21 protein-coding genes are annotated in these 23,069 nt (G+C 64.7%); 5 read left to right on the top strand and 16 right to left on the bottom strand.

Annotated features, from left to right (window positions below; all coding sequences use genetic code 11):
• Positions 1 to 85: 85 nt before the first annotated feature.
• Positions 86 to 1,720, bottom strand: a complete 1,635-nt coding sequence (locus tag IOC82_RS07280; protein ID WP_290545520.1) for a long-chain-fatty-acid--CoA ligase — start codon at positions 1,718 to 1,720, stop codon at positions 86 to 88.
• Between the two features lie 72 nt (positions 1,721 to 1,792).
• Complete coding sequence (locus IOC82_RS07275) at positions 1,793 to 3,199, bottom strand: amidase (protein WP_290545519.1); 1,407 nt, start codon at positions 3,197 to 3,199, stop codon at positions 1,793 to 1,795.
• Positions 3,200 to 3,306: 107 nt separating this feature from the next.
• Between IOC82_RS07275 and gabT the strand changes: the two genes are divergently transcribed.
• The gene (gene gabT, locus IOC82_RS07270) at positions 3,307 to 4,608 is read left to right on the top strand and encodes a 4-aminobutyrate--2-oxoglutarate transaminase (protein WP_290545518.1); all 1,302 of its coding nucleotides are present in this window, start codon (positions 3,307 to 3,309) and stop codon (positions 4,606 to 4,608) included.
• Between the two features lie 207 nt (positions 4,609 to 4,815).
• Complete coding sequence (locus IOC82_RS07265) at positions 4,816 to 5,301, top strand: fasciclin domain-containing protein (RefSeq protein ID WP_290545517.1); 486 nt, start codon at positions 4,816 to 4,818, stop codon at positions 5,299 to 5,301.
• 125 nt (positions 5,302 to 5,426) lie between these two features.
• Here IOC82_RS07265 and pnp read toward each other — a convergent pair whose 3' ends face one another.
• From pnp to lnt, 12 genes are all read right to left on the bottom strand, one after another.
• On the bottom strand, positions 5,427 to 7,583 hold the full coding sequence (gene pnp, locus IOC82_RS07260; protein ID WP_290545516.1) for a polyribonucleotide nucleotidyltransferase: 2,157 nt from the start codon (positions 7,581 to 7,583) through the stop codon (positions 5,427 to 5,429).
• 166 nt (positions 7,584 to 7,749) lie between these two features.
• Positions 7,750 to 8,019, bottom strand: a complete 270-nt coding sequence (gene rpsO / locus IOC82_RS07255) for a 30S ribosomal protein S15 (RefSeq protein ID WP_111199613.1) — start codon at positions 8,017 to 8,019, stop codon at positions 7,750 to 7,752.
• Between the two features lie 25 nt (positions 8,020 to 8,044).
• The gene (truB, locus tag IOC82_RS07250; RefSeq protein ID WP_290545515.1) at positions 8,045 to 8,968 is read right to left on the bottom strand and encodes a tRNA pseudouridine(55) synthase TruB; all 924 of its coding nucleotides are present in this window, start codon (positions 8,966 to 8,968) and stop codon (positions 8,045 to 8,047) included.
• The gene (rbfA, locus tag IOC82_RS07245; protein ID WP_290545514.1) at positions 8,965 to 9,348 is read right to left on the bottom strand and encodes a 30S ribosome-binding factor RbfA; all 384 of its coding nucleotides are present in this window, start codon (positions 9,346 to 9,348) and stop codon (positions 8,965 to 8,967) included. The genes truB and rbfA overlap by 4 nt, the downstream gene beginning before the upstream one ends.
• 8 nt (positions 9,349 to 9,356) lie before the next feature.
• Complete coding sequence (infB, locus tag IOC82_RS07240) at positions 9,357 to 11,978, bottom strand: translation initiation factor IF-2 (protein ID WP_290545513.1); 2,622 nt, start codon at positions 11,976 to 11,978, stop codon at positions 9,357 to 9,359.
• Positions 11,971 to 12,576, bottom strand: a complete 606-nt coding sequence (locus IOC82_RS07235; protein ID WP_290545512.1) for an RNA-binding protein — start codon at positions 12,574 to 12,576, stop codon at positions 11,971 to 11,973. Before IOC82_RS07235 ends, infB begins: the two co-directional genes overlap by 8 nt.
• A gap of 35 nt (positions 12,577 to 12,611) precedes the next feature.
• Positions 12,612 to 14,210: a transcription termination factor NusA gene (gene nusA, locus IOC82_RS07230; protein WP_290545511.1), complete on the bottom strand. Its 1,599-nt coding sequence runs from the start codon at positions 14,208 to 14,210 to the stop codon at positions 12,612 to 12,614.
• Complete coding sequence (gene rimP / locus IOC82_RS07225; RefSeq protein ID WP_290545510.1) at positions 14,203 to 14,814, bottom strand: ribosome maturation factor RimP; 612 nt, start codon at positions 14,812 to 14,814, stop codon at positions 14,203 to 14,205. Before rimP ends, nusA begins: the two co-directional genes overlap by 8 nt.
• A 646-nt stretch (positions 14,815 to 15,460) precedes the next feature.
• Positions 15,461 to 16,120 carry a tRNA (guanosine(46)-N7)-methyltransferase TrmB gene (gene trmB / locus IOC82_RS07220; protein ID WP_290545509.1) on the bottom strand — a complete coding sequence of 220 codons (660 nt, stop codon included), beginning with the start codon at positions 16,118 to 16,120 and terminating at the stop codon, positions 15,461 to 15,463.
• Complete coding sequence (metK, locus tag IOC82_RS07215; protein WP_290545508.1) at positions 16,117 to 17,313, bottom strand: methionine adenosyltransferase; 1,197 nt, start codon at positions 17,311 to 17,313, stop codon at positions 16,117 to 16,119. The genes trmB and metK overlap by 4 nt, the downstream gene beginning before the upstream one ends.
• A 96-nt stretch (positions 17,314 to 17,409) precedes the next feature.
• Positions 17,410 to 17,811, bottom strand: a complete 402-nt coding sequence (locus tag IOC82_RS07210; protein ID WP_290545507.1) for a helix-turn-helix transcriptional regulator — start codon at positions 17,809 to 17,811, stop codon at positions 17,410 to 17,412.
• A 178-nt stretch (positions 17,812 to 17,989) separates the two neighbouring features.
• Complete coding sequence (lnt, locus tag IOC82_RS07205; RefSeq protein ID WP_290545506.1) at positions 17,990 to 19,558, bottom strand: apolipoprotein N-acyltransferase; 1,569 nt, start codon at positions 19,556 to 19,558, stop codon at positions 17,990 to 17,992.
• A 75-nt stretch (positions 19,559 to 19,633) separates the two neighbouring features.
• Here lnt and IOC82_RS07200 point away from each other — a divergent pair, with 75 nt between their 5' ends.
• Together IOC82_RS07200 and IOC82_RS07195 are read left to right on the top strand one after the other, a co-directional pair.
• On the top strand, positions 19,634 to 20,452 hold the full coding sequence (locus tag IOC82_RS07200; protein WP_290545505.1) for an aspartate/glutamate racemase family protein: 819 nt from the start codon (positions 19,634 to 19,636) through the stop codon (positions 20,450 to 20,452).
• Positions 20,452 to 21,045, top strand: a complete 594-nt coding sequence (locus IOC82_RS07195; protein WP_290545504.1) for a DUF1989 domain-containing protein — start codon at positions 20,452 to 20,454, stop codon at positions 21,043 to 21,045. Before IOC82_RS07200 ends, IOC82_RS07195 begins: the two co-directional genes overlap by 1 nt.
• On the opposite strand, the gene IOC82_RS07190 is transcribed toward IOC82_RS07195, so the two are convergent.
• Positions 21,046 to 21,534 carry a peroxiredoxin gene (locus IOC82_RS07190; protein ID WP_290545503.1) on the bottom strand — a complete coding sequence of 163 codons (489 nt, stop codon included), beginning with the start codon at positions 21,532 to 21,534 and terminating at the stop codon, positions 21,046 to 21,048. It abuts the gene before it with no gap.
• Between the two features lie 28 nt (positions 21,535 to 21,562).
• A complete protein-coding gene (locus IOC82_RS07185) occupies positions 21,563 to 22,321 on the bottom strand; it encodes a protein-disulfide reductase DsbD domain-containing protein (protein ID WP_290545502.1) in 759 nt (252 codons plus the stop codon).
• 160 nt (positions 22,322 to 22,481) lie between these two features.
• Between IOC82_RS07185 and IOC82_RS07180 the strand changes: the two genes are divergently transcribed.
• Positions 22,482 to 23,066, top strand: coding sequence for a YqgE/AlgH family protein (locus tag IOC82_RS07180; RefSeq protein ID WP_290545501.1), 585 nt, complete (start codon positions 22,482 to 22,484; stop codon positions 23,064 to 23,066).
• Positions 23,067 to 23,069: the final 3 nt, after the last annotated feature.

The raw sequence follows: 23,069 nt of genomic DNA, 5'->3' as shown, positions 1-23,069 counted from the left end.
CCCCTCATCTCCCGTTGCTTACGCAACGGGGTCTTCTCCCGCTGAAGCGGGAGAAGATGCGCGCAACGCAATGACAATCTTCGCTCTATACGCCGGGGAACACGAAGCCCTTGAAGCGGGCGCGGAGTTCCAACTTGGAAATTTTTCCTGTCGCGGTGTGCGGAATCTCGTCGACGAAGGCGACGTCGTCCGGCATCCACCATTTCGCCACCTTGCCCTCTAGGTGCTGCAGCACCTCTTCGCGCGTGACACTGGCGTCGTTCCGGCGCACGACCACGAGCAGCGGACGCTCGTCCCAGAGCGGGTGCGGCAGGCCGATGGCGGCGGCTTCGAGCACGCCGGGGCAACCAAGCGCTATGTTCTCGAGCTCGATCGAGGAAATCCACTCGCCGCCCGACTTGATCACATCCTTGGCGCGGTCGGTGATCCGCATGAATCCATATTGATCGATGGTGGCCACGTCACCCGTCTCGAACCAGCCCTCTGCGTCGAAGGCAGCAGCGCCCTCGCCCTTGAAATAGCTCTTCGCGATGGCGGGGCCCTTCACCTTGAGGCGGCCGAAGGTCTGGCCGTCATGCGGCAGGGAATTGCCTTCGTCATCGGTGATTTTCATGTCCACCATGAAAGGGGGCCGGCCCTGCTTCAGCTTCACCGTCCACCATTCGCCGGCCGGAAGCATCTTCGTCTCGCCCGTGGCAACGGCGAGCGAACCGATGGGGCTCATCTCCGTCATGCCCCAGGCGTGGATGACATCCGTGCCATGGGTTTCGACGAACGCCTTCATGATCGATTCGGGGCAGGCGGAGCCGCCGATAACGACGCGGTCGAGATGCGGCAAGCGCAGCTCCGGGTTCTGCTCCAGATATTGCAGCAGCATCAGCCACACGGTGGGCACGGCGGCGGTGAAGGTGACGCGGCCTTCAGTGAGCATCTCGTAGATCGAGGCGCCGTCGAGCTTCGGACCCGGCATGACGAGTGCGGCGCCGCCGATGGGGGCGGAGAAGGCCAGCGACCACGCATTGGCATGAAACATCGGCACCACCGGCATGGCGGCGTCGGCGCTCTTGATTGCCATGGCGTCGCCCAGCGCGCACATCAGCCCATGCAGCACGTTGGAGCGATGGGAATAAAGCACGCCCTTCGGGTGGCCCGTGGTGCCGCTGGTGTAGCACAGGCCGCAAGCGGTGTTTTCGTCGAACTGCGGCCACGCATAGGTCTCATCGCCCTGCGCGATCAGCGTCTCATAACAGACGACATTGCGCAGCGCGGTCTCAGGCATGTGGGCCTCATCGGTGAGGATGATGAAGCCCTTCACCTTCGGGCATTGCTCCTGCAGCTTCTCGAGCAGCGGCACGAAGGTGAGGTCGGTGAAAATCCACTGGTCTTCGGCGTGGTTGACGATGTAGCCGAGCTGGCCGGGGAAGAGGCGCGGGTTGAGCGTGTGGACGATGCCGCCCATGCCCATGACGCCATACCAGATCTCAAGATGGCGCCACGTGTTCCACGCCATGGTGGCAATGACGGAGCCCATCGAAAGGCCGAGTTGCCTTTCGCAGGCAGAGGCCAGCGCGCGGGCGCGGCGGTTCACCGTGGCATAATCCGTGCGGTGCAGCGGGCCTTCGACCGAGCGCGAGAGGATGGGCCTTTTGCCATGCCAGCGCGCCGCGTGGTCGAGCACGCGGTGAACGAGCAGCGGAAAATCCTGCATCAGGCCGAGCATGGCATGTTCTCCCTGGCCCGACTGTAACGGGAAGACGCCACCACCGCCAGATGACCTCCCGCTGCGGTGAGGTCAAGTTCTGGGGTCGATCGGCGTGATGACGCCGAGGTCCAGCACCTGCTCGATGAAGCGCGCGCCGGCCAGCAGCTTCGCCTCGCCCCGCCCGGGCGCCACGATCTGCAGACCGACCGGCAGATGATCCGCCGTGAAGCCGCAGGGGATCGAGATGGCGGGGCTGGCGGTGAGCGTGACGGCATGGACGATCATCAGCCAGTCGACATAGGTCTCGAGCTTCACGCCGTCGCATTCGGCGACATAGCGCTGCGCCACCGGGAAGGGCGGCACGATGGTGGTCGGGCAGAGCAGCAGGTCATACGTCTCGAAGAAGGCCCGCATGCGGCGGAACAGCTCGCCGCGCTGCGCCTCGGCGCGCGCGATCTCCGCGCCCGTGAGGGCGAGGCCCTTCTCGATGTTCCAGACCACTTCCGCCTTCAGGAGATCGCGATGCTTGTCCAGCAGCGGGCGCATGTTGGCATAGGACAGAGCGCGCAGGGTCTGGGCACATTCGCGCGTCTCGCGCAGGTCCGGATGGGCCTCCTCTACGATGACGCCCTCCTTCTCCAGCTTGCGCGCCGCGGCCAGAACGAGGTCAGCGACGCGCTTGTCCACTGGCGGGAGGCCAAGGTCGCGGGAGACGGCGACGCGCTTGGGTTTCCAGCCCGAGCGGGCGGCCTTGAGGAAGCTCGTGCCATCGGAGGGAAGCGACAGCGGATCCGCCGGTTCCTCTCCCACCATCGCGTCGAAGAAGAGTGCTAGATCCTGGACGTTGCGGGCCATGGGACCTTCGACGCCCAGCGTCGAGTCGATCTTGGAGAAGACGGTGGCCGCCACACGGCCGGGCGAGGGCCGCATACCCACGACACCGCAGAAGCTCGCCGGATTGCGCAGCGAACCGCCAAGATCAGAGCCATGCGCCACCCAGGCCATGCCGGTGGCCAGCGCCACGGCAGCACCACCGGAGGAGCCTGATGCCGAGAGTGCCGTGTTCCACGGATTGCGGGTGACGCCGAAAACCTCGTTGAAGGTATGCGCCCCGGCGCCGAATTCCGGGGTATTGGACATGGCGTAGATGACCCCGCCATTGCCCTCGAGATGGGTGACCAGCAGATCTGAGGTCTCGGCAATGCGGTCCTTGTAAATGGGCGAGCCCTGGGTGGAGCGGACGCCGGCGACATCCGCCAGATCCTTGATCGGCACAGGGAGCCCCGCCAGCGGCCCGCGCGCCGAGGAGGGCTTTTCCATCAGCTTCCGGGCATGGCTGCGCGCCCGGTCGAAACACCGCGTCGGCAGAGCGTTGACCGCACCATCGACTGCCGCAATGCGGGCTTCCAGCGCGTCCAGACAGTCGAGCGGGGTGATGTCGCCCGTTTTCAGTTCCTGGACCACCTTGACGGCGGTCAAACGGATCAGGTCAGTCATGCAAGTACCCCTTGATGCGAGAGAGTGAAATCCGTTTGCCCGCCCCCCGTCAACGGGCGTAAAAGCCGCCCAGCCATTAACACAGACGCATCCCCAAGGAGAGCATCATGAACGCACCGGTCGCAGCCCCAGGCATGAACAGGCAGTGGGTGGAGCGCCGCGCCAAGGCCGTCTCGCGTGGCATCAGCGCCGGCGCCCCGGTCATCGCGGCGAAGGCCGAGAACTCCGAGATCTGGGACGTCGAGGGCAACCGCTACATCGACTTCGGCGGCGGCATCGCGGTGGTTAACACCGGCCACCGCCACCCGCTGGTGATGAAGCGCGTCTATGAGCAGCTCGAGGCCTTCACCCACACCTGCGCCATGGTCATGCCCTATGCGCCCTTCATCGAGGTCTGCGAGAAGCTGAACGCCGTCGCGCCCATCTCCGGCGAGAAGAAGTCGGCCCTCGTCACCACCGGCGCCGAGGCGGTCGAGAACGCGGTGAAGTTCGCCCGCGCCTATACCGGCCGTTCTGACATCATCGCCTTCAACGGCGGCTTCCATGGCCGCACGCTGCTCGGCATGACGCTCACCGGCAAGGTCGTTCCCTACAAGGCGAAGTTCGGCCCCATGGCGCCGGGCGTGTGGCACGTGCCCTTCCCCGTTGCCCACAAGGGTGTCACGATCGATGACACGATGCATGCCATCGAGTGGCTGTTCAAGGCGGACGTGGAGCCGCAGCGCGTCGCCGCCATCATCATCGAGCCCGTGCAGGGCGAAGGCGGCTTCTACATCGCGCCGAAGGAACTGATGGCGAAGCTCAGGAAGCTGTGCGACGACCACGGCATCCTGCTCATCGCCGACGAAATCCAGTCCGGCTTCGGCCGCACCGGCAGGTTCTTCGCCATGGAGCATTATGGCGTGGAGCCCGATCTCATCACCTCGGCCAAATCGCTGGCGGGCGGCTTCCCGCTCGCCGCCGTGGTCGGCCGCGCCAAGATCATGGACGCGCCGGACCCCGGCGGCATCGGCGGCACCTATGCCGGCAACCCCGTGGCCTGCGCCGCGGCACTTGGCGTGTTCGACGCCTTCGAGCAGGAAGGCCTGCTCGAGAAGGCGGAGAAGCAGGGCAAGCTCATCATGGAGCGCATGACCTCGATCAAGGCCAAGGGCAAGGGCATGCCGATCGGCGACGTGCGCGGGCTCGGCGCCATGTGCGCCTTTGAGCTCGTCACCCAGCATGGCGGCAACGACCCGGATGCGGGTGCAGCCAAGGCGCTCGCCGCCAAGTGCCTGGAGCGCGGCCTGCTGATCCTCACCTGTGGCGTCTATGCCGACACAGTGCGCATGCTGACGCCGCTGACGGCCTCCGAAATGGTGCTGAAGGAAGGTCTCGACATTCTTGAGAGCGCCATCCTCGGGAATTGAGCGGGTCTTCAATCGCAGATCGAGATCACCGGGCATTCGCCCGGTGATTTTGTTTCACGTCATTCTCACGAATATGTGAGCGGCCAAGCGGCAATTTGGACAATCCGCTGCCTCGGACGCTTCGTTTACATTTCCAGTGTAATCATTGGCGCAGCCCGCCGAGCGATCGACACGTCCGTCTTTCTTTCGTCATCACTGGAGATGTCCATGCTCAAGACCATTCTTGCGGCCTCGGTGGCTGTTTGCCTTGGATCGGCCGCGGCCTCGGCTGCTAACGTTGTTGAAACCGCCCAACAGGCTGGGAGCTTCAAGACCCTGATTGCTGCCGCACAGGCCGCTGGCCTTGCCGATGCGCTGGCCACCACCAATAACATCACCGTCTTCGCTCCGACTGACGAGGCCTTCGCCAAGCTGCCGGCCGGCACAGTCGAGTCGCTGCTGAAGCCTGAGAACAAGGACAAGCTGGTCGCCATCCTCACCTACCACGTGCTGCCGCGCGAACTCGAGTCCAAGCAGATGCTGGCGGGCCCCTTCCATGTCCGCACGCTGAAGGCCAATCCCGACCGCACGCTTACCATCACCAAGAACGCGGGCGGCGTGACCGTCGATAATGCCACGGTCATCAAGGCTGACATCATGACCGACAATGGCGTGATTCACGTGATCGATACCGTGCTCATCCCGAGCAAGTAACCGCGGACTGCACTGCTTCCCCAACCCCGTGAAGGGCGGAGTGCCGCGCACACGGGGGCCGAGAGATAAGAACGGGCGCTGACTTTACAGTCAGCGCCCTTTGCATTTCACTTGGTGAGCGAAGATTACTCGCCCTGCGGGGCCTCTTCCGAACCGCTCTCGGCGGCCTGTTTCCTGGAAATGTCCTCGCCGGTGACCTGGTCGACCTGCTTCATCGACAGGCGCACCTTGCCGCGGTTGTCGAAGCCCAAAAGCTTCACCTTCACGGTGTCGCCCTCGTTGACCACGTCGGAGACCTTGTTGACGCGCCTGGGCGCAAGTTCAGAGACGTGCACGAGGCCATCGCGCGAACCGAAGAAGTTCACGAAGGCGCCGAAGTCGACGACCTTGACGACCTTGCCGTCATAGATCTCGCCCACTTCCGGCTCCATCACGATGCCCTTGATCCACTTCACCGCGGCGTCGATCGCAGTCCCTGAGGACGACGCGACCTTGACGGTGCCGTCGTCCTGGATGTCGATCTTGGCGCCGGTCTTCTCCACGATCTCACGGATGACCTTGCCGCCGGTGCCGATCACTTCGCGGATCTTGTCTGTGGGGATCTTCAGCGTCTCGATGCGCGGCGCATGCTCGCCGAGCGAGGCGCGGGCGCCGGTGAGGGCTTCCGCCATCTTGCCGAGGATGTGCATGCGGCCGTCCTTGGCCTGCCACAGCGCCACCTTCATGATCTCCTCGGTGATGCCGGTGATCTTGATGTCCATCTGGAGGGACGTGATGCCTTCCGCCGTGCCGGCGACCTTGAAGTCCATGTCGCCCAAGTGGTCCTCGTCGCCCAGGATGTCGGAGAGCACCGCATAGCGCTCGCCTTCCTTGATGAGGCCCATGGCGATGCCGGCGCAGGGCGCCTTCAGCGGCACGCCGGCATCCATAAGTGACAGCGAAGCGCCGCAGACCGAGGCCATGGAGGAAGAGCCGTTCGACTCCGTGATCTCCGAGACGACGCGGATCGTGTAGGGGAACTGGTCCTGGGCGGGCAGCAGCGGGTGGATGGCGCGCCAGGCGAGCTTGCCATGGCCGATCTCGCGGCGGCCCGTGGCGCCCATGCGGCCCGTTTCACCGACCGAGAAGGGCGGGAAATTATAGTGCAGCATGAAGGTGCCCTTGGTCGTGCCGTCGAGCGAGTCGATGTACTGCTCGTCCTCGCCGGTGCCGAGCGTGGTGACCACGAGGGCCTGCGTCTCGCCGCGGGTGAACAGGGCCGAACCGTGGGTGCGGGGCAGAACGCTCGCTTCCGCAACAATCTGGCGGACCGTTTTGGTGTCACGGCCATCGATGCGGTGGCCGGTGTCGAGGATGGCGTTGCGGACGACGTCCTTCTCGAGATGCTTGAAGGCCTCGCCAATCTTGTTGGCGGGCGGCGCATCGGGCTTGTCCTCGCCGGTCAGCGCGGCCATGACCTTGTCCTTGGCCTTGGCGACGGCCTCATGGCGGGCTTCCTTGGCCGGGATCGCATAAGCGGCGCGCACGTCGGCCTCGGCAATGGCCTTGATCTTGTTGTAGAGCGGGGTCTCGTCCGGCGGCGAGAAGTCACGCGGCTCGCGCGAGGAGCGCTCGGCCAAACGGATGATCGCCTCGATCACCGGCTGGAAGCCGCGGTGGCCGAAGGTGACGGCGCCGAGCATGATCTCTTCCGAGAGTTCCTTGGCTTCCGACTCGACCATCAGCACCGCGTCCTGCGTGCCCGCGACAACGAGGTCGAGGGAGGACAGCTTCTGCTGCTCGATCGTCGGGTTCAGCACGTATTCGCCGTTGATGTAGCCGACGCGCGCCGCGCCGATCGGGCCCATGAAGGGAATGCCCGACAGCGTGAGGGCAGCGGACGAGGCGACCATGGCGAGGATGTCGGTGTCGTTCTCGAGGTCATAGGAGAGAACGGTGGCGATGACCTGCGTCTCGTTCCGGAAGCCCTCGACGAAGAGCGGGCGGATCGGACGGTCGATCAGGCGCGAGATCAGCGTTTCGCGCTCGGTAGGGCGGCCTTCGCGCTTGAAATAGCCGCCCGGGATCTTGCCGGCGGCATAGGTCTTTTCCTGGTAGTTGACGGTCAAGGGGAAGAAGTCGATTCCGGGCTTGGCTGAACGCTCGGCAACGGCGGTGGCGAGAACGGTGGTTTCACCCAAGGAGGCGACAACGGCGCCATCGGCCTGACGGGCCACGCGGCCTGTTTCGAGGCGCAGCGTCTGTCCGCCCCACTGGATTTCTTCGACGTCGATATTGAACATATGGATTTTCCTTGTGAGCCCTTCGCCGCCGCTTGAAAGACGTGCACCACCACTGTGGACGGCATCCCCTTTGGGCCGAGAGCCCGGCCCCATTGCCGGACTCTTGAGATGGGGACGCGGGCGGCTACTCGGTGATCCACCCGCTCGATCGTATTGCGAGGTCCGCTTAGCGGCGGATCTCGAGACGCTTGATCAGCGTCTGGTATCGCGCATCGTCGATGCGCTTCAGGTAGTCGAGAAGCGAACGGCGCTTGCTCACCATCGTAAGAAGTCCACGGCGGGAGTGATTGTCCTTCTTGTGGGTCTTGAAGTGGTCGGTGAGGTAGTTGATGCGTTCCGTGAGGATCGCAACCTGGACTTCGGGCGAACCGGTGTCACCCGGCTTCGTGGCGAATTCCTTCACGAGCGCAACCTTGCGCTCAGCAGTCATGGTCATCGGTCATCTCCAATACATTGGATGGTTACAGGTTGAACAAACGCTTCGGCTTGAGCGATCCCTGCTCGACCGTTCCAAGTCCGACCGGCTTGCCGCCGCTCATCACCAGAACCGAATCTTCCGCGATGGGAGCATTCGCACCTCTGAGCAGGACGGGTTGTCCGAGCTTCAGGCGTCGGGCCTGCTCTTGGTCGATGGCCAGTGCCGGGATGCCGTCCAGCACGGTCTCGATGGGGAGCAGAATCCCTTTGATGGCGTCTCCGCCGGGGGCCTTATGGCTGAGTTCCACAAGGTTTTCCAGCGAAATCATTTGGGTTTCGGTGAACGGGCCGACAGCCACACGGCGCAACATGGAGACATGCGCCGCCGTGCCAAGCGCCCGCCCCATGTCCCGGGCCAGCGAGCGGATATAGGTGCCCTTGCCGCAGGTCACCTCGAAGGTGGCGTGGTCATTATCCGGGACGCCGGCCAGCCGAAGGGCCTCGATCAGGACGGGGCGCTCGGCCAGTTCCACCGGCTCCCCGGCCCGTGCCAAGTCATAGGCCCGCTCGCCGTCGACCTTGATGGCCGAGAAGGCGGGCGGCGCCTGCATGATCTCGCCGGTGAAGCGCGGCAGTATCGACTCGATTTCAGATTGCAACGGACGGCGGCCGGATGTGGCTGTCACCTCACCTTCGAGGTCGTCGGTCGACCGCTCCTCCCCGAAACAGGCCGTGAAGCGGTAGACCTTCCGCCCATCCATCGCATAGGAGACGGTCTTGGTCGCCTCTCCCAGCGCGATGGGCAGGAGGCCCGAGGCCAGCGGGTCCAGCGTGCCGCCATGCCCCGCCTTCCCGGCATTGAACAGGAAGCGCACCTTGCCCACGGCCTGGGTGGAGGTCATGCCGTAGGGCTTGTCGAGGATGACCCAGCCGTGGACCGCCTCGCGCTTCCGCTTGGGAGGGTTCACTTCTTGTCGAGATCCCGCGCCACTTCCGGGCTGCGGAGCAATTCGTCGATGTGGTTGGCATAATCCAGTGCCGTGTCGACGCGGTAGCGGATCTCGGGCGTGAACTTCATCCCGAGCTTCGGCGCCACCAGGCCCCTGATGTAGCGCCGATTGCGGTTCAGGGCCTCCAGCAGCGCTTGCTCCTTGCCGGGAACGAGGGTGCGCACGAAGGCGGTGGCGATCTTGAGGTCGGGCGAGATTTGCACCTCGACCACCGTCGGGTTCAGCCGCTCGAGATCGGGATCGCCCGATTCGCCGCGCAGGAAGATGTCCGCCAGCGCGTGGCGGATCAGCTCGCCGGCGCGCAGCTGGCGTTGGGAGGGGGCGCTGCCTTTGCTCATCTCTCGGATCAGTCCAGCGTGCGCTGGACCTTCTCCACGCGGAAGCATTCGATGACGTCACCCGCGCGGATGTCCTGGTAGTTCTCGAAGGCCATGCCGCATTCCTGCCCGACCGGCACTTCCTTGACCTCGTCCTTGAAGCGCTTGAGGGTCGACAGCGTGCCTTCGTGGATGACCACGTTGTCGCGGATGAGGCGGACCTTGGCGCCGCGCTGCACGTTGCCCTCGGTGACCTGGCAGCCAGCAACCTTGCCGACCTTGGTGATGTTGAAGACCTCGAGGATCTTCGCATTGCCAAGGAAGGTTTCGCGCAGTTCCGGCGCAAGCTTGCCAGCCATGGCCTGCTTGATGTCGTCCACGAGGTCATAGATGATGTTGTAGTAGCGGATCTCGATGCCGGCGCGCTCGGCCGCGTCGCGCGCTTGGGATGAAGCACGTACATTGAAGCCAAGCACCACCGCCTTGGAAGCTTCGGCGAGACCTATGTCGGACTCGTTGATGCCGCCCACGGCGTAGTGGATGACACGCCCCTTGATCTCGGCATTGCCGATCTTTTCCAGCGCCTGGACGATGGCTTCCGCCGAGCCCTGGACGTCGGCCTTGACGAGGATCGGGAACTCGGTGGAGCCCTCCTTGATGGCCGACATCATCTGCTCGAGCGACGAGCGCGCCGAAGCCGCACCGCGGGTCTCGCGGCGCTTGCGCTCACGATATTCGGTCACTTCACGCGCACGCGCCTCGTTCGGCACCACGTCGAACTGGTCGCCCGCTTCGGGAGCCGAGTTGAGGCCCAGCACCTCGACCGGCGTCGAGGGCGAGGCTTCCTTCACCTGCCGGCCCTTGTCGTTGACCAGCGCACGCACGCGGCCCCAGGCGGAACCTGCGACGAAGATGTCGCCGAGCTTCAGCGTGCCGCGCTGCACAAGCACGGTGGCGACGGGGCCACGGCCCTTGTCGAGCTGCGCTTCGACCACCATGCCGCCGGCCTCGCGGTCCGGATTGGCCTTGAGGTCGAGGACTTCGGCCTGCAGCAGGATCACGTCGAGGAGCTTGTCGAGGTTGGTGCCCTTGAGTGCCGAGACTTCGACTTCGAGCGTGTCGCCGCCCATGCTTTCGACCACGATCTCGTACTTGAGGAGCTCGTTGCGCACGCGCACCGGGTTGGCGGCGGGCTTGTCGATCTTGTTGATGGCCACGATGATCGGCACGCCAGCTGCGCGGGCGTGGTTGATAGCTTCGACGGTCTGCGGCATGACACCGTCATCGGCGGCGACGACGAGGACGACGATATCCGTCGCCTTGGCGCCGCGCGCGCGCATCGAGGTGAAGGCCTCGTGGCCGGGCGTATCGATGAAGGTGACAACGCCGTTCTGCGTCTCGACCTGATAGGCGCCGATGTGCTGGGTGATGCCGCCGGCTTCACCCGAGACCACATTGGTCTTGCGCAATGCGTCCAATAGCGAGGTCTTGCCGTGGTCGACATGACCCATGATGGTGACGACCGGCGGGCGCGACTTGAGCTGTTCTGGCGCGTCGGTATCGCCGGCGAGGCCTTCGACCACGTCGGATTCAGACACGCGCTTCACCTTGTGGCCCATTTCCTCGGCCACGAGTTGTGCGGTGTCGGCATCGATCACGTCGTTGATCGTGTGCATCTCGCCCTGCTTCATCAGGAACTTGATGATGTCCACCGCGCGCTCGGCCATGCGGTTGGCGAGCTCCTGGATGGTAATCGCTTCCGGAATGGTGACCTCGCGGCTCACCTTCTCGGTGGGCATCTGGAAGCCCTGGGTTTGCTTCTTGAGGCGCTCGGTGCGGCGTCGGAAGGCGGCAACGGAGCGGGCCCGCTCGTCATCCTCGTTCAGTGCATTGCCGACCGAGAGGCGGCCACGGCGCCTGTCGGCGTCACCAGCCTTGGCCGGGCGCGCCGGAACGGGCGCCTTGATCTCGCGCTTCACGGCGCCGGGGAAGGACCGGCGCGGTGCCTCCTCCTCGTCATGGGTGCGCTTGACGGGAGCAGGCATGGCCTTGCCGGTCATCGGCTTGGTAGGTGCGGTGGCCGGCGTCACGATATTGGCCTGCGCGGACTTGGGGGCCAGCTTCTTGGCGGCTTCGTCAGCCTTGCGGCGCGCCTCATCCTCGGCGCGGTGGCGGGCGTCATCCTCGGCCTTGCGCTTGGCGGCGGCCTCGCGCTCGGAGCGGTCGCGCGCCTCCTGATCGGCGCGGCGTTTGGCATCTTCTTCCTGGCGCTTGCGGTCTTCCGCCTCGCGCACGCGGGCGCCGGCAAGCGCCCGGTCACGCGCTTCCTTCTCTTCGGCGGTCAGCGTGCGGAGCACGACGCCGGAGCGCTGGGTGGGCTGCGGCTTGGGGGCTGCAGGCGTCTGGGTATTGGATGGGGGGGCCGGCGTCACTGGGGTGATGCGCGGCGCTGCCTTGGGCTCGAGCAGGGCGGCGGGCTTATCGTCACCGAAGCGCTTGCGTTTGGTTTCGACCAGCACGGTCTTTGAGCGTCCGGCGCCGAAGCTCTGCTTGACCTTGCTCTGCTCGATCGACGGCCGCTTAAGGGTCAGCGTTCCCCCAGCCGGGCGGTTGCCCTCGGGCTTGCGGTCTTTGTCGTTGTTATCAGTCATCTTTTCTCTTCAGGTCCTCGGCTGGGCCGGTCATACGGCCCGCAAACGTCTCGATCCGGCGCACAGCTACGGAGAGCTTTTCGGCAAGCCCTCCCTTGGCCACGGCAGCATGTACCACATTTGGGCGGCCAAAAGCCAAATCCAATTCGTGAATTTTGAAAAGAACGATCTTTTCGACAGCGCCGGGTTCCGCGAGCTTATCGAGCTTGCGGCAACCATCGGGCTTTGCGTCGGTTCCATGGAAAAGCAGCCGCGCCCGGCCGCGCCCCAGCATGTCCTCAACCTTCATGAAGCCCGACACGGCCTCGCCCGCTTTCCTGGCGAGCGAAAGAAACGACAGCGCCTGCTGTCGGAGAATCCTCGATACGGTATCGGGGAGATCGGGCGGGATTGTGGTCTCTGCCCCGAAGCCCTTGGCGAGGAGCTTTCTAGCGATGGCCTGGTCCAGCAGTTTGCGGTCAAGGCTGACCCACACGCCACGTCCCGGAAGTTTCCGGGCGAGGTCGGGCACGGCCACGCCATCCGGGCTGCGGACGAAGCGGATCAGTTCCGCTTCGTCTTTTACCGCGCGGGTAACGATGCACATGCGGTCCGCCAAGGGCTGGTCCGCCTCTACAATGAAGCTGGCTTCGGTCAGGCTTCCACCTCGCCTTCCTCTTCCGTCTCAGGCGCGACCGGCGCCTCGATCCAGCCGGCATGGATGCGGGCCTTCATGATGAGGTCATTGGCTTCTTCAGCAGAGACCTCGAGGTCGGAGAAGGCGCCCTTGTGCTTCACCGCACCGCCGGCCTTGCGCTCCGTCCAGCCGATGAGCTCGTCGGTGTCGCAGCCGGCGAGATCCTCGATCGACTTGAGGCCGGCTTCGCCGAGCGCCACCAGCATGGCCGGGGTGAGGCCCTCAATCTCCTTCAACTCGTCCAGCACACCCAGTTCGACACGGCGGCCGTCGAGCTCGGCGGCGTGGCGGTCGAGGAATTCGCGCGCACGGTTCTGCAGCTCTTCGGCGGTCTGCTCGTCGAGACCCTCGATAGAGGCCACTTCGCGGGCGTCCACGTAGGCCACTTCCTCGACCGTGGCGAAGCCTTCCGACGCGAGAAGCTGGGCCAGCGTCTCATCAACGTCGAGTGCCCCGACGAAGAGCTCCGTGCGCGCGGCGAATTCCTTCTGGCGGCGTTCCGACTCCTCGGCTTCCGTCATGATGTCGATGTCCCAGCCGGTGAGCTGGGAGGCGAGCCTAACGTTCTGGCCGCGGCGGCCGATGGCCAGCGACAGCTGCTCATCCGGCACCACCACCTCGATCCTCTCGGATTCCTCGTCGAGCACCACCTTGGAGACTTCGGCCGGGGCAAGCGCATTCACCACGAAGGAGGCGACATCCTGCGTCCACTGGATGATATCGATCTTCTCGCCCTGCAGCTCGTTGACGACCGCCTGGACGCGGCTGCCGCGCATGCCAACACAGGCGCCGACAGGATCGATGGAGCTATCCTTCGAGCGCACCGCGATCTTGGCGCGGCTGCCCGGATCGCGGGCGACCGAGACGACCTCGACCACACCGTCATAGATTTCCGGCACTTCCTGGCCGAACAGGCGGGCCATGAATTCAGGGTGCGTGCGCGACAGGAAGATCTGGGGCCCGCGCTGTTCGCGGCGCACGTCATAGACATAGGCGCGCACCCGGTCCCCGGGACGGAAGGTTTCGCGCGGCAGCGATTCATCGCGGCGGATGATGCCTTCGCCACGGCCGAGATCGACGATGACGTTGCCATATTCGACGCGCTTCACCGCACCATGGACGATCTCGCCGATCCGGTCCTTGTATTCGGCATACATGCGGTCGCGCTCGGCATCGCGCACCTTCTGCACGATAACCTGCTTGGCGTTCTGCGCGGCGATGCGGCCGAACTCGATGGGAGGCAGGCTCTCGGCGATCTGGTCGCCGATGTTGGCGGCGGGGTTCCTCCGCTGAGCATCGGCAAGGCTGATCTGGGTGGCCTCGTTCTCCACCTCCTCGACGACGAGGAGCAGGCGCTGCAACCGGGTCTCGCCGGTGCGCGGGTCGATCTCGGCGACGATCTCGTTCTCCGCCCCATAGCGCGCCTTGGCGGCCTTGGTGATCGCCTCTTCCATCGCATGCAGCACGACCGACTTGTCGATCGACTTCTCGCGCGCCACGGCTTCTGCAATCTGCAGCAGCTCGAGCCTGTTGGCGCTCACGCCATAATCAGCCATTGTTGTCTTCGCTCCTCTCTTGCGAAATCTGGTCTTCGTCGATCTCGGCGCCGTCGCCATAACCCGTGGCGGGCAGGCGAGCCTTGGCGGCCGCGATCAGCGCATCGGTCAAAACAAGCTTGGCATCGGAAATGTCAGCGAAGGGCACGCCGATCAGCACGGGCTCCTTCGACGCTGTTTCCGGGTTCTCGATGAACAGGCGCACCTCGCCTTGCGTGTAACCTTCGAGCGTGCCTCTGAAGCGCTTGCGGCCGGCCACAGGCACGGCCATCTCGACCTTCACCTCATGGCCCGCCCATGCTTCGAAATCGGACGGCCGCACCAGAGGCCGGTCGATGCCGGGCGAGGACACCTCGAGGTGATAGCGCGACGAGACTACGTCCTCGACATCGAGAATGGGCGACATGGCGCGGCTCACTGCCTCGCAGTCGTCGATGGTGAAGGTGCCGTCCGGCCGCTCCGCCATGATCTGCAAGGTCGGCCCGCTCATCTTCACGCGCACGAGCCTGAAGCCCATGCCGGCGAGCACGGGCTCGGACAGGGCCGCCACCCGCTGCGCAGGGCCCGTCTCGCGGGCCAGTCTGATTTCCGTTTCCGTCGTCATCGAAGCCCTTTCAGGCAATAAAAAAAGCGGGCCCCGGGACCGGGACCCACTCCCTATCTCCACTTTCGTGGCTATGTGAGTGAACCTAAGTTGCATTGTTCATACGCTTTCCGGCCCCATTTCGCAAGGGGTGGTGGTTTTGGCCATGCGCCATGCTTTGCGGGGGTGGCATTGGTCCCCCAGGGGCAAAAAAGGAGGCGCGGGCGCTGCCCGGCGCGGAGAGCCAGCTTGCGCTGGCGGTAGAGCGCTGAGCAGCGCCCGCATCTGACAGGGTGAAGCCTTCGAAGGAGAGCTTGCGCAACAGTCACCTGGACTGCCCCGGCTTGCCCTGTGGGCGCGGGATTCGTAATGCCCCAGGCCCTCCCCCCTCGGCCCCCGGGAGTGTGGATTACGTTGAGCCACACCCGCAGGCCTGCCATCCACCCCGCCCGAGCTCACCGTTGCGAGCAGGATCCCGATGGGGACGAGTGCTGGATATGCATTACAGTTTAGGATTAAAGTCAGGAGGAATTTATCCGCAGGTGCCGCTGGGATTGGAAATGAAGCTGGGCCCCAGCTTTCGTGGGGGTGACGGAGTTTTGTGAGGGTGACGGCGTTTGGGGGATGCGGAATTGAAAGAAATGTATTCGCACAATCTTCGCCGCCGTCAGGGGCTGCGGCGGAACCTCAGATACTCCGACCCCCGGCCCTCGCGCCGGGCCTTGGCCTCGTAGCGGGTCTCGATCCAGTTCTCGTAGGGTGCCGAAGGGTTGCCCTCCTCCACGAAGCCGCCATGGGCGGCCACGGCGCCGCGCGTCCAAGACACATAGTCGTCGATGTCGCTGGCAAAGAGGAACAGTCCCCCAGGCCTCAGCACGCGGTGGAACTGCGCGAGATTTTCCGGGCTTACGAAGCGGCGCTTGTTGTGGCGGGCCTTCGGCCAGGGGTCGGGATAGAGGAGGAATATGCGCTCGAAACTTGCTGCGGGCAGCGCTTCCAGCAGCGGCCGCGCGTCGGCGCCGTGAATCCGTACATTGGCAAGGTTTTTCTCCTCCACCAGCGCCAGCATCTTGGCAACACCGTTGACGAAGGGCTCGGCGCCGATGAACGAGATGTCGGGATGCAATTCGGCCTGGTGCGCCAGGTGCTCGCCGCCGCCGAAGCCGATCTCCAGCCAGCGGCGTTCGCCCATGCCGGACACGGGATCGTCGAGCCCCACGCGCAGGCGCGGCAGCAGCTGGTCCATCAGCGCGGAATGATGACGGCGCAAGGTCTTTCCCTTGCGCCGCCCGTAAAACTGGAAACGCTTATTGGCGGTTTCGGTCACTTCACCGCGGCTTTGAGCGCCTTCGCGAGGTCGGTCTTCTCCCAGGAGAAGCCGCCGTCCTTTTCCGGCGCGCGGCCGAAATGGCCATAGGCCGATGTGCGCGCATAGATCGGCCGGTTGAGGTTCAGATGCGTGCGGATGCCGCGCGGGCTCAGGTCCATGACCTTGGTGAGCGCCTTCTCGATCTTCGCTTCCGGCGCCTTGCCGGTGCCGTGCGTGTCGACGTAGATCGACAGCGGCTGGGCGACGCCGATGGCGTAGGAGAGCTGGATGGTGCAGCGCCTTGCGAGGCCCGCTGCCACAACGTTCTTGGCGAGGTAGCGCGCGGCATAGGCCGCCGAACGGTCGACCTTGGTCGGATCTTTGCCGGAGAAGGCGCCGCCGCCATGGGGGGCCGCACCGCCATAGGTATCAACGATAATCTTACGGCCGGTAAGGCCGGCATCGCCATCGGGGCCGCCGATGAAGAACTTGCCCGTGGGGTTCACGTGCCAGACAGTGTCTTTGGTGATCCAGCCCTTGGGCAGGGCCTTCTGCACATAGGGCTTCACGATCTTCAGCACTTCAGCCGAAGTCAGGTCCTCCTTGGTGTGCTGGTGGGACACGACGATCTGCGAGGCGCAGACGGGCTTGCCGTTCTTGTAGATCACGGAGACCTGGCTCTTGGCGTCTGGCCCGAGGTACTTCTCCTTGCCGGAATGGCGCGCGTCTGCGAGCAGCTTCAGAATCTTCTGCGAATAATAAACCGGCGCCGGCATGAGGTCCGGCGTCTCGTCGCAGGCATAGCCGAACATGATGCCCTGATCGCCCGCACCCTCTTCCTTCTTCTCGCCCGCGGCATCCACACCCTGGGCAATGTCGGCCGACTGGCTGTGCAGCAGGATGACGATCTTGGCGTCCTTGTGGTGGAAGCCTTCCTGCTCGTAGCCGATATGCTTGATGGCATTGCGGGCAGCAGCTTCGATCTTGGCCTTGGTTACGGTGGCGGGACCGCGGGTCTCGCCCGCGATCACCACGTAATTCGTCGTCGCCAGGGTTTCGCAGGCCACGCGCACCGCCCAAGGATCGAAACCCTGCTCGAGCGACTCGCGGTAGAACAGGTCGACGATCTCGTCGGAAATCCGGTCGCACACCTTGTCCGGGTGGCCCTCGGAGACCGACTCGCTGGTGAACACGTAATTCTTGCGTGACATGTGATTCTTCGGCCCCCTTCGCCTCAAGCCGCGCGCTTTTTGGCAGCGTTATGAACGCCGGTCAAGGCGGCCCTGGCTAAGGGGAGACCCGCAATATCACTCCTTGGTTTCGGCGATCACGCGGGCGATTGTGGAGATCAGCTTCCGCTTGTTGACGCTGTCGGCGTCACGGAAGGCCTTGGCCAGCGTCACGCCCTCGACGTTCATCAGGGCGGAGAGCACGGCGTCCTCCTCGCGGGCCTCGCCCATGCCGCTGCGCTCCTCCACGCCCGGCAGTTCCTCGAAGAAGAACTGAACAGGAACGCCAAGAATCTTGGCGGTGAAGTACAGGCGGCTCGCGCTGATGCGGTTTGCGCCCTTCTCGTATTTCTGGACCTGCTGGAAGGTAATGCCGAGCAACTCGCCCAGCTTCTCCTGACTCATCCCGATGAGCTGGCGGCGCATACGGATGCGGCTGCCAACATGGACGTCTACGAAGTTTGGATCGCGTCGTGTCATTTTATCCTCAGACCTCATGCCCGCCGGTCTGATGCCTGGTACTGCCACAAAGCTGTCATTCATTACTTTGCCCGCATATTCTCAAGCTTGATACGTTCTAGTCTACATAACCTTAGCGCGCAATTGCTTTTACCCCAAAACCGGGCCGCGTCGCCGAAAAAGAGTCTGCTGAACATTCTTATCTCTCCAAGGCCCAGAATCTCGCAAGAAATGCGCAACTGATTATACATACAGTCAAAATGAGCAACCAAAAGTCGCCCATCCGCGCATAGGCTGTGGCGGAAATCGCCACCGGTAGCGGAGAATCAACCACCCCCTTCTCCATCAGCGGCAACATCCGCAGCGTTCGGCCATAAGGGTCGATGACGGCGGAGATGCCGGTATTCGCGGCCCGGATCATGGGCAGCCCCTGCTCGATCGTGCGCAGCCGCGCCTGAGCCAGGTGCTGCCAGGGACCGGTGGAGCGCCCGAACCAACCGTCATTGGTGACATTGACGATAGCCTGGGGCCGGTCGGCATCGTCCACCAGCCGGTCCGGGAAAATCGCCTCATAGCAGATGGTGAGGCTGGCCTTGAGGCCCCCAGGCAAGATGACGGTGCGCGGACCGGGGCCGGGAACGAAGCTGCCTGGCGTCTGCACCACCTGGCGGAAGCCCAGGGGCTCCAGCGCCCACGCAAGAGGCAGAAACTCGCCGCCCGGCACCAGCCGCCACTTGTCATAGCGCGCTGCAACCTCCGCCGTTCCGTCAAATACAATTATGCTGTTGTGCGCATCCGGCTCCACGCCCTCGCCCATGCGGCCGGCCCGGACCGCGCCGGTGATGAGCGCGGTGCGTCCGCCGAGCAGCGGCTTCAGCTCCGATTTCGCAACCGGACTCTCGTCGATCAGGAAGGGCACCGCCGATTCGGGCCAGATCACGTGGGTGACGCCGCCGATGCCGTCCGGCCGTTCCGCCGTGGGCAGCATCGACAGCTGCAAGAGATCGTCGAAGATCTGGCGGGCATTGTCCTCGCGCCATTTCTCTTCCTGCGGCAGGTTTGGCTGGACGATGCGGATGACGACGCCCGGCACCAAGGCGCCGCTGGCGCCCGCGAGACGCCAGTCGCCCCAGCCCCACAGCGCGGGCAACAGCAGGAGGATCGCCCCGCCCGCCAACATCAGCCGCCTCCGCTCGCCCGAAAGGAAGACATAGGGCAGCGACGCCCACAGCACGACGAGCAGCGTGAGCCCTGTCATGCCGATGACCGAGGCCGCCTGAGCGACACCGCCCATGCCAACGACGAGAAGCCCCGGGGCCGCCCAGGGAAAGCCGGTGAGGAGATGGCCGCGCAGCCATTCCGCCACCGCCAGCAGCGCGGAGAAGGCGAGCGTCAGCTGCAGCCCGCTGCCGCCGAAGCGCTTCGCAAGGAGCCCGGCGAGGCCCCAGTAGATCGCCATGCCGCCGGACAGGATGCCGAGCATGAACGGCATCATCCACAAATAGGTGCCGGCCTCGACGAAGAAGGCATAGCCGATCCAGTGGAAAGCCACGGCGAAATAGCCGAGTCCGAAGGCCCAGCCGAGGCCGAAGCCGCTGCGCCAGCTCTTGGATTTGGCGGTGTCGAGCAGAACGAGGAAGAGCGGGAAGCCGAGGAAGGCCAGCGGCCAGCCATCGACTGGCGGCAGGCCGGCAGCGATGAGCGCGCCCGCCCCCACGGCGAGCACGCCGCGAAGCGGCGCGGGGAGGGAGCCCAAGCGTTGGAACAATCGAATCATGCTGCTGGAACTATAGGAGGGGGCCCGTTTCTCTGATAGAATTCATGGCGTTTCGGGAGACCGCGCATGAACGACCGCTTACCATCCCCGACGCCCGGCAAAGCCACCGCCGGCGGCATGACACTGATCGAGCACTTGCCCTTCGACACCGACGAAGGGATCGCCAGCCGGGCGCGCATCGGCCTCATGGTTCTCGCCACCGATTTCACCATCGAACATGAATGGCGCGCCATCATGGCAGGCCTTCAGGGTGTCGCTCTCTACGAGAGCCGCATCCTCAACGATGCCCAGATCACGCCCGAAACGCTGCGCGCCATGGAACCGCGGATCGCCGCCGCAACCGGCGTGATCCTGCCGGGAAGCCCGCTTGACGTCGTCGCCTATGGCTGCACCTCGGCCTCGATGGCGATCGGCGAGGAAAAGGTCTTCGCGCGCATCCGCGAGGTGCGACCCGGCGCCAAATGCACCACCCCTATCACAGCCGCCTTTGCCGCCTTCCGCGCGCTGAAAGCAAAGCGTATCGGCGTGCTCACCCCCTATCGCGCCGACGTCAACCGCATCGTCGCGGAGTATATCGGTGCGCGCGGCTTCGAGGTGCCGGTCTTCGGCTCCTTCAACGAGCAGGATGACGCCATCGTGGCGCGCATCACGCCGGCTTCGATCAGGCGCGGGGTGGAGACCATCCTGTCGCATGCGCCAGCCGATGCGGTGTTCGTGTCCTGCACCTCGGTGAGGCTGGCGGAGGCCGCGCGCGGCATCGAGGCCGAGACGGGCGTTCCCATCACCTCCTCCAACCATGCCATGGCCTGGCATGCACTTCGGCTTGCGGGTGTCGACGACGCGATGCCGCAATGGGGCCGCCTGTTCGAGGCGCAGATCGCCTGATGCGCGAGAGCTACCGCGAAACCATTCCTGCCCGCGCGCCGTGGAGCCGCATCATCAGGCGCGGCGAGACGCTGCGCATCATAGACACCCATGGCCAGCAGGCCGTCGACTTCCTGTGTTACAACGCGCATGACTTCGACGAGCGCTACCACGAGCCCAACACCATCAAGAAGGCGGGGCACATCCTGCTGTCGACGGGCGACGTTCTCTATTCCGACCGCGCAAATCCGCTGTTCACGATCGCCGCCGACACCTTCGGCGGGCATGACACCATCGGCGGCTGCTGCTCCGAGCCCTCGAACCGCATGCTTTATGGCGTTCCCAACACGGGTTGCCGCGAGAACTTCCTCGCGGCGCTGAAGCCCCATGGGCTGGGCTGGCGCGACATCGTGCCTAACGTCAACTGGTTCATGACCGTGCCGGTGGGCGCCGCCGGCGATGCCGCAATCGCGCTCGGCTCATCAAAGCCGGGCGACCACGTCGACATCAGGGCCGAGATGGATGTGCTGGCCGTCATCTCGAACTGCCCGCAGGTGTTGAACCCCTGCAACAACTTCAATCCGACGGCCATCGATGTGGTGGTCCTCGGCTGATCAGCCCTTCAGCTGCTGCATGATGGTTTCGGCACCCGAGACGTTGACGCCCTTCTCGGTCTCGATATTGAGCGTCTTCACCACGCCATTCTCGACGATCATCGAATAGCGCCTGGAGCGGAGACCCATGCCGGCCACCGCAAGGTCGAGCTCGAGGCCCGTGGCCCTGGCGAATTCCGCGTTGCCGTCCGCCAGCATCAGGATCTTGCCCTCGGACTCGGTCGACTTGCCCCAGGCCTTCATCACGAAGATGTCGTTGACCGCGGTGCAGGCGATGGTGTCGACGCCTTGCGCCTTGATGTCGTCATAGGCCACCAGAAAGCCCGGCAGGTGGTTCATGCTGCAGGTGGGCGTGAAGGCGCCGGGAAGCCCGAACAGCACCACCTTGCGGCCGCCGAATATCACGTCGGCTGGCATCTTTTGCGGACCCTCGGCGGTGGTGACGGTGAATTCAACGTTGGGCAGCTTGTCGCCTGGCTTGATGGTCATGGCTGTCGTCCTCTTGGCTTGAGTGGGTTTAGGGAAGCGCCAGGGTCTGATCGTAGCCCTTGCCGCCAATGAGGTAGGTGATGGTGACGGTCTGGCCCTTGAGCTTGGCGGCGTCGCCGAGGCTGCCGATTGCGAGCCGCGCCTCGCGGCCATCCGCCGAGAGCACGGGGGCATGGAAATAGGCCGTGGTGGCGCTTTCGACGAAAATGTCATCGGGCCTTTCCTTCAGCGTGAGCTTGAGCGCGGGCTTGCCGCCATCGCTGACGATCGCCGCGCCGGTGATGGCGTCACCGGCGGCGGGCACAGCCGCCCGCGCAGCTTCGACGCGCGCGCTGCCCGAAGGATCGCGCTGATCCAGCCCGAGCGAGATCGAAGCCTCGGCCTGGGCGGGAATGCAGACGTCCTTGCACACGGCGAAGAACAGGCCGAGTTTCAGGTCAAGTGCGCCGGGCCTTTCCGGCGTGACGGTGACAGGGAAGATCACGTCCTGCAGGTAGCCGACGGTTTCGCCGCCCTTGTCGACGTAGCGCGCAGGCGCGGGGAACTGGACATCGACCTTGGCGGCCCGCGAGGGCGTCCAAGTGAACTCCGGCGGAATGCCGGAATCGCCCGGCATGCGCCAATAAGTCTTCCAGCCGGGCGCCAGCTCGATCAGCACGCCGGTATGCCAGGAGGCGCCGTCGAAACGATCGCCGGTCAGCGACACGCGCCAGGGCTTGTTGTCCGCCGCGGCGGGAAGCGCGAGGGCGAGACTGAGGGCTGCGGCACAGGCAAGGCGGATCGTCATGATGGCCCTATATGCAAGAAAACCGGGGCCTCGCCAATCACCTTCACGTCAGACCCGGAGGCGCCGGAACCCCGCCTGCGGCATGATGCTGAGGAACCCTGCCAATGGTTCCCCTCCGCGGCCCGCTGCGCTAATCTTCGCGCCACACAAGGGAAACAGCATGACAAAGGGTCCCTATCTCGACGGGCAATTGCTGATCGCCATGCCGGGCATGAGCGATCCGCGCTTCGAGCGGAGCGTCATCTACATGTGCGCGCACTCGGAACAGGGCGCGATGGGCATCATCATCAACAAGATCACGCCGATGATGTCCTTCGGAGAACTGCTGTCACAACTCGACCTGGCGGGCGAAGATGCGCTGGCGCCGCCCGTCGAGCTTATGCAGATGCCCGTGCTGTTCGGCGGGCCGGTGGAACAGGGCCGCGGCTTCGTGCTGCACACCTCGGACTATTTCACCGCCGACTCGAGCCTGCCGGTGACCGAGAACATCGCCCTGACTGCAACCGTGGACATCCTGCGCGCCATGGCCAGGGGCGGAGGGCCGCAGCGCGCGGTGCTGGCGCTCGGCTATTCCGGCTGGGCGCCGGGCCAGCTCGAGAACGAGATCCAGCACAATGGCTGGCTCACCTGCCATGCCGACACGGATATCATCTTCGAGGTCGGCTTCGATGACCGCTACCACGCGGCGCTGCGCAAACTGAAGATCGACCCCGCCATGCTGTCGCGCGATTCAGGCCACGCCTGAGGC

Source organism: Aestuariivirga sp. (assembly GCF_020252395.1).
In the GTDB taxonomy this organism is placed as follows: Bacteria; Pseudomonadota; Alphaproteobacteria; order Rhizobiales; family Aestuariivirgaceae; genus Aestuariivirga.
Note: the sequence above shows the minus strand (reverse complement) of the source record. Positions and strands in the feature narration are given on the sequence as shown.